Annotated in this window: 11 protein-coding genes; 4 read left to right on the forward strand and 7 right to left on the reverse strand. The window is 59.6% G+C overall.

The features are described from left to right. Positions 1–96 precede the first annotated feature (96 nt). The 3 genes from ACR0LN_RS20495 to ACR0LN_RS20505 are packed head-to-tail and all read left to right on the forward strand — an operon-like array spanning position 97 to position 6435. Positions 97–1593: a trimethylamine methyltransferase family protein gene (locus tag ACR0LN_RS20495; protein WP_480432308.1), complete on the forward strand. Its 1497-nt coding sequence runs from the start codon at positions 97–99 to the stop codon at positions 1591–1593. Positions 1594–1597: 4 nt separating this feature from the next. Beyond that, complete coding sequence (locus tag ACR0LN_RS20500) at positions 1598–4015, forward strand: GcvT family protein (protein ID WP_480432310.1); 2418 nt, start codon at positions 1598–1600, stop codon at positions 4013–4015. A 5-nt stretch (positions 4016–4020) separates the two neighbouring features. Beyond that, complete coding sequence (locus ACR0LN_RS20505; RefSeq protein WP_480432313.1) at positions 4021–6435, forward strand: FAD-dependent oxidoreductase; 2415 nt, start codon at positions 4021–4023, stop codon at positions 6433–6435. A 24-nt stretch (positions 6436–6459) separates the two neighbouring features. Here the strand turns inward: ACR0LN_RS20505 and ACR0LN_RS20510 are convergent, their stop codons facing one another. The 5 genes from ACR0LN_RS20510 to ACR0LN_RS20530 form a co-directional block, all read right to left on the reverse strand. Then, the gene (locus ACR0LN_RS20510) at positions 6460–7719 is read right to left on the reverse strand and encodes an aminotransferase class V-fold PLP-dependent enzyme (protein WP_480432315.1); all 1260 of its coding nucleotides are present in this window, start codon (positions 7717–7719) and stop codon (positions 6460–6462) included. A 19-nt stretch (positions 7720–7738) separates the two neighbouring features. Next, complete coding sequence (locus tag ACR0LN_RS20515) at positions 7739–8752, reverse strand: glutamate cyclase domain-containing protein (protein ID WP_480432316.1); 1014 nt, start codon at positions 8750–8752, stop codon at positions 7739–7741. Continuing rightward, entirely contained in the window at positions 8753–10015 is a 1263-nt protein-coding gene (locus ACR0LN_RS20520) for a PLP-dependent aminotransferase family protein (RefSeq protein ID WP_480432318.1), read from the reverse strand. Further along, positions 10012–11496, reverse strand: coding sequence for an aldehyde dehydrogenase family protein (locus ACR0LN_RS20525; protein ID WP_480432319.1), 1485 nt, complete (start codon positions 11494–11496; stop codon positions 10012–10014). Before ACR0LN_RS20525 ends, ACR0LN_RS20520 begins: the two co-directional genes overlap by 4 nt. A 111-nt stretch (positions 11497–11607) precedes the next feature. Beyond that, entirely contained in the window at positions 11608–12984 is a 1377-nt protein-coding gene (locus ACR0LN_RS20530) for an aminotransferase (protein WP_480432321.1), read from the reverse strand. A 105-nt stretch (positions 12985–13089) separates the two neighbouring features. Between ACR0LN_RS20530 and ACR0LN_RS20535 the strand changes: the two genes are divergently transcribed. Further along, positions 13090–14016: a LysR family transcriptional regulator gene (locus ACR0LN_RS20535; RefSeq protein WP_480432323.1), complete on the forward strand. Its 927-nt coding sequence runs from the start codon at positions 13090–13092 to the stop codon at positions 14014–14016. A 15-nt stretch (positions 14017–14031) separates the two neighbouring features. Here the strand turns inward: ACR0LN_RS20535 and ACR0LN_RS20540 are convergent, their stop codons facing one another. Together ACR0LN_RS20540 and ACR0LN_RS20545 are read right to left on the reverse strand one after the other, a co-directional pair. Further along, positions 14032–14511 (reverse strand): invasion associated locus B family protein, encoded by a 480-nt coding sequence (locus ACR0LN_RS20540; protein WP_480432325.1) that lies wholly within the window; start codon positions 14509–14511, stop codon positions 14032–14034. Positions 14512–14529: 18 nt separating this feature from the next. Next, a partial coding sequence (locus ACR0LN_RS20545) for an autotransporter domain-containing protein (protein ID WP_480432326.1) occupies positions 14530–16054 on the reverse strand: 1525 nt, incomplete at its 5' end.

Below are 16054 nucleotides of genomic sequence, written 5' to 3' on the forward strand. Positions count from 1 at the left end.
TGAATTTTGTTCATTAAAAACGGAAAATAATGTAATTGAGCTAATAAATGACCCTTCCTAAGATGCGCTGGAAAAGGCTTTATTGAGGGTGCGCTCATGCGGCGAACAAGAACAAAGCGGGCGAGTAGTACAACTGCGCAACAGATGACATTACCACCAGTCGGCGGCCGCTTCATGCCTTTGGATCAGGGTAAACTGACCCATATTACTGACACCGCTTTCGACATTCTGGAACGGATCGGGGTATCCGGCGCGCCTGATGATATCCGCAGTTTGGCAATGGAAAATGGTGCATTCGCGCGCGCTGACGGGCGCATCACCTTTCCGCGGACGCTGGTCGAAGACGTAATCGCCAAGGCCTGCAAACGGGTGGAACTGCCCGGTTTCGTTCAGGATCGCGGCATCGAGGTTGGCTTCGGTCGGGTGCATATTGGCACAGGCGGCGCAGCCGTACAGGTGCTGGATGCCGCAACGACCACGTTCCGCGACAGTACGTTGCGGGATCTCTACGGCCTGATGCGGATCGTGGATGCCTGCGACAATATCCACTATTCACTGCGCCCGGTGGTGGCGCGGGATCTGGAAGACCCGCTGGTGCTGGACATCAACACCGCCTTTGCAGCGATGAAAGCGACCTCCAAGCCCATTGGTACCAGTTTCTTCGAACCCGCAAATGTGGCCCCGGTGATCGGGATGTTCGACGAGGCGCTCGGGGGCGAAGGCGCGTTCCGGGCGCAACCCTTCTGTTTTGCCTCAGTCTGTCATGTCGTGCCACCGCTGACACTGGCCGAAGAGGCCTGTGGCGTGATGCAGGAATGCGTACGGTTGGGGATGCCGCTGCAAATATGCTCGGCAGCGCAGGCCGGTGCGACCAGTCCTGCCGCGCTTGCGGGCGCTTTGGCGCAGGGATTGGCCGAGTCCTTGGCGGGTCTGGTGCTGGTCAATATGATGCAGCCGGGCTTCCCCTGCATTCTGGCCTTTTTACCCTTTATTTCCGATCTACGCACCGGCGCGATGACCGGTGGTTCGGGCGAGGCTGCGGTGGCCAACGCCGCGGCCGCACAGCTTTTGCTGAACCTCGGTCTGCCGTCGACCGTGTCGGCGGGCATGACCGACGCCAAGACGGCTGATGCCCAATCGGGTTATGAAAAGGGGTATACCATCGCCTTGGCTGCACAGAGCGGCGCCGACATGATCAACCTGTCCGTGGGGATGCTGGGATCAATCATGGCTGCCAGTAAAGAGGCGCTGGTGATCGACAACGATATGTGCGGTGCCATCCTGCGTACGGTGCGCGGGGTGGAGATGTTCGACGGCTCGATTGATTTGGACATGATAGAAAACGTCGTTACCGGAGAGGGACATTTCCTAGGTACCGCCCAGACGCTGGACCTGATGACCAAGGAATACGTCTACCCGTCTCTGGGCGATCGTCAAAGCGTCAATGATTGGCTGGAAAGCGGCGCGCAAACGGTTTGGGACCGCGCCATTGCCCGCGTTACCGAGATTGAGGCGCAGCCGGCCCCATCTCATCTGCCTGCTGAGGTTGAGGCCACCCTGCGTGCCCGCCTGCCTATCCATCTGAAAGTTTAAACTTATGAAAAGCCAAGCCAAAGTTGTGATCATCGGGGGCGGCGCGGTCGGTGTCTCGACGCTATATCATCTGGCCAAAGCCGGTGTGACCGACACGCTGCTGATCGAAAAGAACGAGCTAACCAGCGGGTCCACCTGGCACGCTGCGGGCAATATCCCGACTTATGCCAATAGTTGGGGCGGGATGCGCGCGGGCAATTATGCCTGGCGGCTTTATAAGGATCTGGCTGAAGAAGTCGATTATCCAATTACCTACCGCCACACTGGCGCTTTCTGGCCTGCCCATACGCCCGAACGGATGGACCTGTTTCGCCACCTTGTCGGCATATCAAAGGGTCTAGGCTATGACATGGCGATGCTCACCCCGTCCGAGATGGACGAGATGCATCCCTATTTCAGCTCGGGAGACAGCATCATCGGTGGGATATACGACCCTTATGAGGGCGATGTGGACCCGTCGCAACTGACTCAGGCGTTGGCCAAAGGCGCGCGGGATAAGGGCGCGGCGATCGCGCGGTTTACCACTGTTACTGGCATCACACGCCGCGCATCCGGCGAGTGGGAGGTGCAGACTGACAAAGGCAATGTGGCCTGTGACAACGTGATCAACGCAGGCGGATATTACGGCCGCGTGGTCGGCGAGATGGTGGGTCAAAAGCTGCCCGTCGTCACGCTCGAACATCAATATCTGGTCACCGAAAGCCTGCCCGAGCTTGAGGTCAACCCCGAGAACTTCCCGCTCATCCGCGACCCGGACATCATGTACTACCTGCGGCGTGAACGGAACGGGCTTCTGCTGGGCTCGTACGGCCACGAAGGCCGCCCCGCTTGGCTGGACGGGACGCCAGATTGCTTTGCCAACCAGCTCTATCCCGACAGCGTCGATGACATCGCCGAAATCCTTGAGGCCGCGCTGGAGCATGTGCCACTGCTGGGCGAGGCTGGTGTCAGCCGGTTTGTGAACGGCCCGATCCCCTACAGCCCGGATGGCGCGCCACTCTGCGGCCCCGCCTTTGGTTTGCCGAATTTCTATCACGCCTGCTGTTTCCCGGTCGGCATCACCCATTCGGCGGCGGCGGCGAAAACCCTGACCGAATGGATCACCGAGGGCGAGACCGAATGGGACATGTCCTTTTGGGACCCGCGACGGTTTGGCGAGGAATGGGCAACATTCGACTATACGGTCAAGCGGTCAAGCGAGCTGTATGAGCACCAATATGCGATCCCCTACCCGCACCGCCTGTGGAAATCGGGCCGCCCGGTGCAGACCACACCGCTTTACGACACGCTCAAGGCCAAGGGCGCAGTGTTTGGACAAGTCGCCGGATGGGAACGCGCCTTCTGGTTCCAGACCGACGAAATAAAGGATGACGCCCAGCTCAGCTTCCATCACGAGGTCTGGCAAGACGCGGTCAAGGCCGAGTGCGAAGGCGTGCGTGACAATGTCGGCGTGATGGATCACGGTGGCTTTACCCGGTACGAGGTTGAGGGGCCGGAAGCCACCGAATTCCTCAATCATATCTTCTGCGGTGCAATGCCGTCGGTGGGCAGAGTCAAGCTGTCCTATATGCTGACACCCAAGGGCAAAATCTGGTCCGAGGCCACTATCGCAAGGCTGGATGAGAACAAGTACCTGCTCTGCGGCCCCACTCTGGCCGATCAGCGCGACCATGACTGGATGTCGCATTTCCTGCCTGATGAGGGTGTGACCCTGTCCCGAGGCTCGGAGTTTGACGCGGCCCTGATGGTCATGGGGCCGAAATCCCGCGACGTGCTGCAACCGCTGACGCAGGACGATTTGTCCAAGGAAAACGCCCCGTGGATGTCTGTCCGGAAAATCACCATCGCTGAGGCTCCGGTGATTGCCTTGCGGGTCTCTTATGTCGGAGAACTGGGCTGGGAACTACATATGCGCAGTGCCGATCTGGTCCAAGTCTACAACGCGATCATGGACCAAGACGCGGATCACGGCATTGTCGAATTCGGTTCTTACGGGCTGAACGCCATGCGGCTTGAAAAGGGCTATCACGGCTGGGGCGCGGACTTTGGCATCGAATACACAGCCTTCGATGCAGGTCTGGATCGTTTCGTCAGCAAGAAAAAGGACAGCTTTGTCGGACGCGAGGCGTTTCTGGCGCAGGCCGAACGTCCGAGGGACTATCACTTCGCCGCCTTTGTGCTGGACGGGCACGGGGCCGCCGCACTGTCTTCGGACCCGATTTGCCGGGACGGCAAACCGGTGGGCTATGTCAGCTCGGGCGGCACGGGGTTCCGCATCGGCAAGCGCATCGCTCTGGGATATCTGACCGAAAAGGCGCAGCCCGGGGACGTCTACCAGATCGAAGTCCTCGGTGTTCCGGTCAATGCGACCGTGTCCACGGTGCCCTTCTACGATCCCGAAAACGACCGGTTGCGGGGATAAGAACCATGGCAAAACCTCTTCCGACCAACGTGCAGGTAGCGATCATCGGCGGCGGCATCGTCGGCTGCGCCACCGCGTATCACCTCGCCAAGGCAGGCTGGTCCGCTGCTCTGTTCGAACGCAAAAAACTGACCTCGGGCACCACATGGCACGCCGCGGGGTTGGTCAGTGAAACGCAAGGTGTGCCTGTCATGTCGGCGCTGGCGAAATATGGCCTCGACCTGATGGAAAGGCTTGAGGACGAGACCGGCCAGAACACCGGCTTTAAACGCAACGGCTCGATGACCGTGGCCCTGACTGAGGCCCGCATGGAAGAGTTGCGCCGCAAGGTCGACTATGCCCATGGCTGCGGCTTGCGCGCCGAAGAGATTAGCCTGAACGAAGCGCAGGATCGCTGGCCGCTGCTGTCGACCCAGGGCGCAAAAGGCGCGTTCTGGTTTCCCGGCGACGGCTACACCAATCCCATCGACACCACGATGGCGCTGGCCAAGGGCGCGCGGATGAATGGCGCTCAAATCTTCGAAGACACCAAGGCCACCCGAGTCGTGATCGAAGGCGGGCGCGCTGTTGGGGTGGAAACCGAGCAGGGTTTGGTCCGTGCCGAACATGTGGTCAACGCCACCGGCATGTGGGCGCGCGAGTTCGGCTTGTCCCATGGCGTGCAGATCCCACTGCACTACACCAATCACTATTACGTGGTGACTGACCCGATTGAGGGCGTGACCAGCGATCTGCCCGTCCTGCGGGTGATGGATGAATACGCCTATTACAAGGAAGACGCAGGCAAGCTGCTGATCGGCTGCTCAGAACCAAACGCGACCCCGTGGCTGACCAAGGGCGGCCTGCCCGAAACGTTTGAATTCGACGAACTGCCCTGCGATGAGGAACACCTCTACCCCATCCTCGAAGCGGCGATGGAACGGGTTCCGGCGCTGGCGGCCTCGGGCATTCGCAAATTTTTCAACGGGCCGGAGTGTTTTACCCCGGACGCCAAACACTATCTGGGTCCAATCCCGGATGTGAGGGACTATTGGGTTGTTGCCGGGTTCAATTCAACCGGTATCCAGAACGGCCCCGGAGCGGGCAAGGCGCTGGCCGAGTGGATCATGGCCGGTCACATGACCATGGACCTGACCGATGTGGACAGTCGCCGCATTGTGACGGGTCTGAATGCGCGCAGCTATACCGCCATCAAAGCGGCCGAAACTCTAAGCCATGCCTACGCGATGCACTGGCCCTATCTGCGCAAAACGCAGGCGCGGGGTCTGCGCCGCACGCCTTACTATGGGCATCTGCGCGACGCCGGCGCGCAATTCGGCAGCGCTAATGGCTGGGAACGACCCTTATACTACGGGCGCGAGATGACCGACGGGTTCGGTCGCGAGCCGTGGTTCGACGACTGGCAGGCCGAGCATCAGGCGCTGCGCACCGATCTGGGCTGCATCGACCTGACATTTGGCCGGTTCATAGTGGACGGGCAGCAGGCCGAGGCACAGATGCAGCGACTCTGCGGAGCGAACATGGCCGTCGCGCCGGGTGCTTTGGTTTACACCCATATGTTCAACCCCCAAGGCGGGATCGAGGCCGATGTGACCGTCGCGCGCCTGAGTGCGACGCGATTTATGGTCATGGCTTCTGCTGGCGCCGAGCCGCAGACCGAGTACTGGTTGAAAACTCAGCTTACGGGCACCGGAGTATCGGTCGTGAACGTCACCTCCGCCGAGGCGACACTGGCCATCATGGGCCCGCGCGCGAGAGATTTTCTTGCAGGGTTGACCGAAGTTGACCTGTCGAACGACGCATTCGCCTTTGGGTCATGGCAGGCATTGCACATCGGACACGCACCGGTTCGGGCGCAGCGGATTACTTATGTCGGGGAACTGGGCTGGGAATTGCATATACCCACCGAATTCGCCCAACAGGTTTTTGAAACCATCATGGCGACCCCAAACGCGCCTCGTCTGTGTGGCGGCATGGCGGTGGATAGCTGCCGCATCGAAAAGGGGTTTCGTCACTGGGGGCACGACATCGGCCCCAACGACAGCCCGGTCGACAGCGGCCTGACCTTTGCTTGCGATTTCAACACCGATTTTATCGGCAAAGACGCGATCAGTGCCCACAAATCCGAAGGCGCTACAAGCCGGTTGCTGTCATTCCGGCTGGATGATCCTGCTGCGCTGGTTTTTGGAAAAGAGCCTATCTTGTGTGACGGCAAAATCGTTGGGCGCATGACCTCGGCCAGCTATGGTTGGACGGTGGGCGGGGCCATTGGCATGGGCTATGTCGCCCGGCCCGAGGGGATGGCGCTGAAAGACCTCGCAGTTCGCAGCCATCAGGTAATGATTGCAGGGCAAGCTATCCCGGCAAAAGCCAGCTTGCGCCCGTTGTACGACCCCAAAAATGAACGGATGCGCGGCTGAGTGCCGCGCGTTTCGCCAATTCCGTCAGCTGTCCTGGCCCAACACCTTGATTGCCCCTAATAGGCGCGCAATTTCCTGTTCGGTGTTGTAGTGACAAAAGGAAATGCGGATACAATCCGGCAGGCCAAGCGGTGTCAGCACGTTGCCCGAATAGTGGTCCGCCTTCCGGGTATGAGTGCGGATGCCTTGCTGGTTCAGGATTTCGACGACATCTTCCGACGCCTTGCCCTCGACCACAATCGACACCAGCCCTTCACGCGCTGGGTTGTCGGCCCCGGCCAGAATGGTGACGTGATCCATGTCGCGCAGACCCGGCAGGTTGCCCGTGCCATTGATGGCAGTGTTGGTCAGGTGGGTCTCATAGGCGTGGATTGCGCGACCCGCGGCCTCGATCCGCTTGCGCGGGTCGGCTTCATCCGAGACTTCTCCGCCCAGCCAGTCAAAATAGGACACCACGTCCGACACTGTGGCGTAAGAGCCGGTGTCGCGGGTGCCGAATTCCCAGCCGGTCGCAGGGGCATCAATCAGCATGTCATGCGGCGTGTTGCTCAGCCGGTCAGAAATCCAGGCAATGCCATAGCCGTGGCGCGAGAACACCTTGTAGGGTGAGATCGCATAGCCATCCACGTTATAAGCGTCCAAATCCAATTGTCCGTGGGCCGCGTGCTGAATGCCGTCGACAATGATCATGCAATCAGGTGCCACCGCACGAATAGCCGACGAGATCGCCGCCACGTCCATGCCCATACCTGTGACGGGCGAGGCGTGCAGGATTGTCGCCACGGCGACATCCGGCGTCATCAGCGCTGTGTAATCTTCTGGCGTGACCAGCCCGGTTTCGTTGTCATGGGGCACGTCGACATAATCCAGCCCCGCGATCCCTGCCCATCGGCGCGCGGCGCTGCGTGTTGCGGGGTGTTCGATGGACGAACCGATCACCTTGGTGCCCTTCGGCGCGGCCAAACAGGCCGTACGGATCATCCGGAACAGCAGTTCGGTACCGCTTTCACCCGCAAAGAACTGCCCGCTTGAGGCATTCATAAAAACAGCCAGATCACCTTTGGCCTTGTTGATCACGTTCTGCGTGCCTTGCCCGGCCGGGTTAATGCGTCCCGGATTGTCAGGGATCGCAGCGTAGAATGCCGACGTTTCGGCCACCGATTTCAGCGTCAGCGCGCCACCGGCGTTTTCGAAAAAGATTCGCTCACCCTGAAACGGGCAGCTATCGACATGGGCAAATCTGTCGCGGATGGCGTCGATGAGGGCTGGGTTGTCTTGGATCATAGGTCAGTCCTGTGAGTTGTCAGAGCGCGCGGCTCACGATCGTGCGGCAGAGTTCAGCCACCGCGATATGGCTTTGGCGAGGGAAGCCGTCGACGCTGTCGTCAACGATCCCGTGGGTAGAGTTGATCAGGCCGTTGGCGACCATAGTGTCAAGCAACAAGGCTTCGCGTTCGGGTGTGTGCAGCAAATTGGCGTTGCCTTCGCGTGCGGCCATAGCGGCGGCAATCGCGGTGCAGCCCCAATTGGAGCAGGCCGCCGTCACCAGCACGTCACAGCCGGTCACCGCGCCGATACCACCGCCGCAGCCGCATTGGCAGGTGCCGCCATAGGGCACATGCGCCTTTACGTGGTCTGCGACCTTGCCCATGCCGATCTCATTACCGCCATCGCCGACGGCGACCACCGGGATGCCGCGTTCCAGCGCCAGATCGTGCAGATAATCCACGCGCGCGCGGCCCATCCCATAGTCGATGCCACGCATCGAGTGATAGACACCGAACTCGTTGCGCCCCACCCGTTCGGTCGAGAAGAGAAGATCGGGGTTCAGTTCGGCCAAAAGGGTCTCGGCCTGCGTCTGCCCACCCGCGTCATCAGTTGCGTAAGGCAACATGACAATCGTGACGAGGCTTTTGTCCGACTTCGCAATCGCCGCCTGTTCCAGTGTCACCGGGAACAACCCAGCGGCCTGACAGGTGTTCTGGATCGCGGGCATCAGGGTCTCTTCGCACAGCATCACGCAGGTCACGTTGCGCGCCAGTACCAGTGCCCGCGCAATCGCCGCCGCGCCCGAAGGACCGTCGTTTTCGCCCAATTCGGGCGTGATCCATGCACGCGAGACCGAGCCGGTGGTCAGCACAACCGTCCCGCCCTCGGGCACGGCCATCAGCGCGTCGGCTGCGGCACCGACCAGCGATCGACCCTCAAGCGCGCGCGCCGCTTCGAACAGGTGCTCGACGCCGCGCTCACCCATGTCGATATTCACCAACTGGTCCAGCCGATTGTCCAGCCGGGTGATCAAAGCCGTATCGGCCATTCAAGTGTCTCCAAGCAACGTGGCTGCGAACCAAGATTTGTCGCTCAGATGGGCCGCCGTCTGGCGCATTGCCGACATCAAACAGTCTGCCACCGCCATCGCGCCCCCGGCCCGTCCCACAGCACCCGAGGTCGGCTTCAACCGGATCGAGACGCGCCCGCCCGGTTGGCCGTGTGTATTGACCGTTACAATTCCCTTGTCCCGCAGCATCAGCATACCGATGGCAGCGGTCACCTCGGCGGGCACCAAGTCCGCCTTTTTTGCACCTGCCATGTCTAATGTGATCTCCATCGCATCCTGTTCGTCAATCTTGGGACCCAAAGCGGAACGGGTCACGCGACCAGCCCCAAGCGCAGTTTCCAGCGCATCCGCCAAATCCTGACCATCCTGCGCCTCTTGCAGCAACAGATCAGGAGTGAAGCCTTGCAGACTGCGCATCGCGCCCACGGCAACTGGTGCACGAGCCTCCATCCCCAACTCGCTGGCCTTCGCTTGCACGGGAACCAACGCTGCGGGGTCACCACACAATACACCTGCACGTGGGCCGGACAGACCAGCCTTATCTGCGTTGGTGATTATCAGATCGGCCCCAAAGGACAGCGACGCGCCGCCACCATGCAACACCGGGCGGAACCGCGCACCGTAAGCGTCATCAAGAAAAATGACACAGCCTGTGTTTTTGCCTGCCGCAACTGCGTCGCGGATCAGATCATCGCTTAGCATCGACAGTTCCGAGGTCACGGGCGTGATGACGAACAGCGCCGGGTTCTTGTCCGCCAGCGCCTGTTTGACCGCCTCCAGATCATGCACTTCGCGCACCGGCACTCCGGCCAGCCGCGCCCCGCGCAGGACCGAGGCGTGGCTGCGGTCGCCTTCGGCCACTAATGACAGCACCGGCTTGCCGCCAGAATGGGCCAACACAGTCGCAACAATCCCGGCGCTGGTGCGGTTGACCACCGCCGCTGCCTCGTGCCCCTGCCCGCCCAGATGAGCGATGGCGGCCTGACGCAATTCCTCCCCGAACAGTCCCGGGCCGATCCACTCCTCGCACAGCAAGTTCAGGTCATCCGGCGTCGCAGGGTAAAACCGCAGATTGCCGGTGCAGATGGCAATCTTGTCGATCCCCTCTCGCGCCACGAAATCAGCTGCAACACGACCAGCCTGTGCCAACCTGCGCACCTCATCCGCCGATCCCCGTAACACTGAACCTCGGGCGTATCCCACACCCGGGTCTATTGCATTGCCAAACCGGTCCGTGCTCACGCGCCACCCTCGATATTGATGGTGATGCATTTGCGATACGTGTAAGCCTCCAGCGCACCTTCGATGGAGTATTCGCTGCCCATGCCCGATTGCTTGGTGCCGCCATAGGACATACCTGGGATTTGCCCACCGCCTTGATTGACCTGAATCCAGCCCGCATCAATGGCGCGGGTCAGACGCGTTATGCGGCTAACGTCATGAGTGAACAGGAACGCCGCCAACCCGTAATGGGTGTCATTGGCCATCGCGATCACTTCTTCCTCGGTCTCGAAGGGGATGGCGACCATGACCGGGCCGAAAACCTCTTCCCGAGCGATGCGCCAATTGTTGTCGACGCCGGTGATGATAGTCGGGTTGGGGCAGAACCCAACGGGGTCTTCGGCTGGGGTCTCACCAATTAGGAAGTTTGCGCCATCTGCTTCGGCCTCGGCCACATAAGCACGAATCTCGCCATAACGCTCAGCGTTGACCACTGCGCCCATATCCACATCGGGGTCCAGTGCATCACCCACTTTCAAAGCCGCCGATTTCTCGGCCACTTTCGGCATCAGCTCATCCCAGATGTCCGTGTGCACAAACAGCCGCGATCCGGCGGTGCAGCTTTGACCCTGACGGGCAAATCGCATGGCATTGGCAACCTGCTGCGCGGTGCTGTCCAGACGACCGTCGGCAATTGCGTCAGGGAACACGATTGTCGGGGATTTACCACCCAGTTCCAGCGTCAACTTTGCGATGCGATCAGCCGTGGCCTTTCCGATCAGCCTGCCCACCTCGCTCGACCCGGTAAAGGACACCTTGTCGACGCCGGGATGCGATGCCAGAGCGGCACCGGCTTCTTCGCCCAACCCAGTGACCACGTTGAACACGCCCGGCGGGAACAGCCCGTCCGCCAGTTCTGCCAGCTTCAGGATCGCCAGTGGCGCATCCTCGGCCGGTTTCAACACGAGGCAATTGCCGGTCGCCAAGGCCATCGAAATCTTCACAGCACCCAGTTGCAGGGGTGAGTTCCACGGAATGATCGAGCCCACAACCCCATGCGGCTCGCGCGTAGAATAGCTGAGCAAGCCGGGGCCAAGCGGCAGGGTCTCGCCCTTTTGCTCAACCGCGACCCCGCCGTAATATTTCAACACTCCGGCTGCCCCCATCGCCTCACCGCGCGACTGGGTCTTGATCGCATTGCCGGATTCGGCGGCCAATACACGCGCAACCTCTTCGGCGTTCTCTTCCAAGCGACGCCCGAGTTCCGATAGCAATTTACCACGCTCGCTGGCGGCCAACGAGCGCCACGATGGCAGCGCGGCACGGGCGGCGGCGACTGCCAAGTCGACCTCGCTTGACGTGCCGCGACCGACCTCGCAGATCGGCACGCGGCGCGAGGGGTTCTCGACCACCAAACGCCCTTCGGGCCAGTGCCATGCCCCGTTGATATAACTTCCGGCCAAACCCGCGTCGGGCAGTTTCGGTTCCAGATGTGTCGTCATCCCTGTTCTCCTTGGCAGGCTGAGGGCATTCCAGAAATAGGCGCCGCCGATAGGGTTCAGAACCGGCGGCACAGGGGGGATGGGAGCTTGAGCCCGGTCCCCAAGAAAGGATCAGATCCTGGCGCGGACCACGGCCCAGGCGTCATCCAATGCGCCCTTGAACCGCTCGGTTGCGATGTCGATTTCGTCTTCATTGATGATGAGCGGCGGCATAAAGCTTATCCGGTCACCGATCGCCCGCAGATACAAGCCCCGATCATGGGCAAAGTTCTGCACAAGCTCACCGACTTTCCAAGAGGGATCGAACGGTTCGCGGGTTTTTGCATCCTTCATCAGCTCGAAACCGCAGAACAGACCAACGCCGCGCACTTCGGCCACCAGCGGGTGATCCGCCATGGCGTGGCATTTCTCAAGGAACCGGGCCGAGACCTTGCGAACATGGCCGACAAGGTCGATCTCGTCATAGATATCCAGTGCTTCAAGCCCCACGGCAGCGCCAACCGGGTGCCCTGCATAGGTATAGCCGTGGCCAAAAGTGCCGACCTCGTCCGAGTTCTTCAGCATGTCGGCATACATCTCGTCCTTAAACATCAGGGCCGAGATCGGGAAGAAGGCCGCAGACAGCGCCTTAGCGCAGGAGACCATGTCAGGCTCCAACCCCCAGGTCTGCGAGCCCCACATATTGCCGGTGCGGCCAAAACCACAGACGACCTCATCGGCGAGAAATTTGATGTCATACTTGCGCAGAACTGCCTGCATTTCCTGCCAATAGCCTTCCGGCGGCATCAACGCACCACCGCCCGATATGGCGGGTTCGGCAAAAAACGCCGCCACAGTTTCGGGACCTTCGGCCAGGATCAGTTCTTCGAACTTGGCCGCCATCCTCGCCGAGAACTCTTCCTCGCTCTCGCCGTCGATATGGAACCGATAGTAGTTCGGCAGTTCGGTATGTTTGAATTCTGGCAGAGGCAGACCGAACTTGGCGTGCATATGCGGCTGACCCGACAATGATACCGTCGCCACCGTGTTACCGTGGTAGCCGCGAACCCGGCCGATGATCTTGCGGCGGTTCGGCTCGCCCTTGGCGGTGTTGGTGTACCACAGCAGCTTGATCGCGGTGTCGTTCGCTTCCGACCCCGAGCATTGGAACATTACTCGATTCATATCGCCGGGGGCCATGCCGATCAGCCGCTCTCCCAATTCAGCAACACGCGGGTGTGATCGGTTGTAGAAAGTGGGCGCAAAGGGCAGCACATCCATCTGACGTTTCGCCGCGTTGGACAGCCGTTCGTTGTGATAGCCCAGCGAAACGCAACCCAGACCGGAAAACCCGTCGATGATCTCACGACCTTCGCTATCGTAGATGAACACCCCCTTGCCATGGGTAATCATGGTCGGGCCTTGCTCGGCATGCTGGCGCAAATTCGACTGCGGATGCACGTGATGTGCTTTGTCCTGTTCGATCGCGCGTTTAGCGTCAACGTTCATGGGAAAGCTCCAGATGAAAACCTGGAGCGATTTCACATTTATATTGACTGAATTTCAATTTCGAATTTTTTTCGATTTCGTGAATTTTTTTCAGGCTGAAGCCCCATGAAACCTCTACTCGATCTGCGCCATCTACAAATGATCCAGGCCATCACCGAAACCGGTAGGATCACCGATGCAGCCAAGAAACTCGGGGTTACACCCTCGGCCCTGTCCCATCGCCTGCGCGAGGCCGAGCGCAGGCTGGATGTGCCACTGTTCACCCGGATGCACAAAAAGCTGCGTCGGACCCCCGCGGCAGATTACATGGCCTTGGTCGCCGAACGCATCCTGACCGATCTCAGCCGCGCGGAAGAGGATGTGCGGCGTATGAATGCCAATGTGCAGCACGTAGTACACCTGTCGGTCGAGGCTTACAGCAATTACCGCTGGCTACCCTCTTTCATCAAATTCATGAAATCGCGCACCGACGGCATCGACATTCAGATCATGGCCGGCGCGCGTAGCGACCCGTTGAGCGGGTTGCTGAACCGGCATTTGGATATCGCGATCATGTCCGGGAACGTCTCACAGGCGGGGTTGAGCAGTATGAAACTCTTTGAAGATCCGCTGCTTTACATTATGCCTCCCAACCACCGGCTGGCAGGGCGAGACTTTGTCGAAGGCACTGATATCGTCGGCGAGCCATTTATCACCTACACCAAGGTACCGGAACCAGATCGCGAATTCGCGTTGCTGTTTCGACCTACCGACAGTTATCCGAAATGGGCTGCCACCGTCGAATTGCCCGAAGCGATTGTTGAACTGGTCGCATCGGATCTGGGCACCAGTGTATTGTCGAACTGGGCGCTGCAATCAGCGCTAAAAGAAGGTCGTATTGTCGGCGCAGGTGTAACGAAAGACGGCATTTCGGTTCCCTGGCACGCGGTTCTGCGGTCCGAAGACATGGAGCCAGGCGATCCGATCCTCGAAATCGCCCAACTGCTTTCAGAATGGTGCGCTCTTCCCGAATGCGGGTTTCACATCACCTGACGCGCGCTCTGACACTTACGGCAGAAGATCAGCTGCCTGACTGAAGCCGGTCAGGTCAAACCCAAAGGTGATCGGTTCACCAAGCGCGATCTGCGCCTCGACCCGCAACTGTGCGCCCGCGCGCATTGTCGCTATCCAATCTGCCGAAACAGGCGAACGGGCAAAACAGCCCTGCGCTTCGCAGGTCAGAAACGCGAGCTCGGCAACTTGTGCGTCGTCAACCTTGGCCACTAGACCTTCGGTAAACAGCAGCCCGAACGGTAAAGTCAGCACGGCCTCAGTTTCATCTTTGCCGGCCGTTTTGACAAAGGCGACGGTCGCCAACCTCTGATTGTTTTCGCTTAGAACGATGCTTTGGGTCATTTCGCAGATCAGCTCGGCCCCATTCACCTGATTGCTGCAATTGACCGACCAAAGCGGCGCGGTGCTTTCCTGCGCGACAAGCGATTGCGCCGAACCCAGCGCCAACCCCAAGGCACATAGCCAATTTTTCATACTGCTGATCCTCATTTATTAGAATTGTACCCCTAGCCCGAGACCTACCTGCAGAGCCTCAGTTGAATCTCCGAACATGTGGTCCAGACTCAGATTGATAAAGCTGCTGTCGTCCAATGCAAACAGTCCCAACCGAGCTGAAACAAGGCCATGTGCGTTGCCGATGAAGCTGGAGTTCGCAAACCCGCCATCTGCCGTGCTTGCGCCGTCAAATCCGGCCATCACCGAAACAGTATCATGTGAGGAGATGATCGCACCGGCCCTAAAACTTGCACGCAGTTTCTGCGTTGAACTCAGCATTTGTTCAGTCCCGATTTCCAACGAGGGCGTCAGCGAGTAGATCATATCGCTCTCGTCCTGCAGAACGACACCCGACAACGTTGCATCGCCGTTGCTTTCTGTCGCCAATCGCGTTGCATCCACGGCGATCTCGGGCCGCAAGTAAGAACTGCCGGACGCGAACCTTTGATCGTAAACAAAGCTCAGGCGCAGGTTCTGATGGTTCATTTTGTGCTTGATCGCACTGACGCCAACCGTGTCGACAATGGTCCCGTTGGGCAGCGTTCCCCGAACCCCATCAGCACTGAGCGTGTCGTAATTTGACCACCCCGCCGACAGCATGGCTGCGAACTCCCACGCGCCTGTGTATTTGGTCAGTGACGCACCCAAATTGAACCGGTCACCCGTCGCGTTGTACTGCGACCCGTCTTGCAGGCTCATCTCGTCATAACCGACGGCGAAACCGGCAAACAACTCGTTCCCAACGGGCAACCGAAGCCCAGCAGACCAGTTGGTATTGTTTATGTCCAACTCGTTGTAAAAGCTGGTTTGTTCGCGATCATAGAAAGACCGCCCGCCTGAGAACCACAGACAATTGCGCGGATCGTCCCCGGCTTGATAATCGGTGAAACGCTCGCAATTGTGCAGTGCGTCCGCAAACAGGCGGGTGCCGTAGTACGCATCCACTGCGTCCGCCGCGTAACCCGCCGTTGACAGACTGTCGATTGCGGCGATGACGTCCGCTTCGTTCTGCATATTGCCGATCAACGCTAGCAGTTCGCCTTGTGGCGCGGCCCCCTGCCCGTACAAAACACGGTTGATATAGTTTCCGATATTGGTCTGGTTCGGGTTCATGTTCCGGGTCGAGTAATCCGGCGTAATCACCAGATCGACCGAGCTGCCGTCAGATGTTTCGCCGTTCAAACCGATGGAATAGTCCAGAACCACCGTATCCGCGATTGTCGTGCCTGCATCCGCCGCAGTTCCATCAGGATTGATGATAACCAGCGGCAAGGCCCTTTGCAGCGTGTTCAGCTGCGGAACCAAAGTACCGCCAATAGTGGCGTCACCCGTCGCGTTGATCAGGTCACTGTCGCCGCCGGATGCACCGGAGGTCAGGAAATACACGTCGAAAACCGACGAAGCCGTGGCGCCAAAGCTCAGGCTTCCTGTTGGGCCTCCCCAACTGAACTGGTCCACCGTTATGTTTAGGAAACGGAGGACCACGAATGGCAAACAAGAGACCAAAGCCCGAAGAGATTGT

This window comes from Ruegeria sp. AA6, assembly GCF_056542865.1.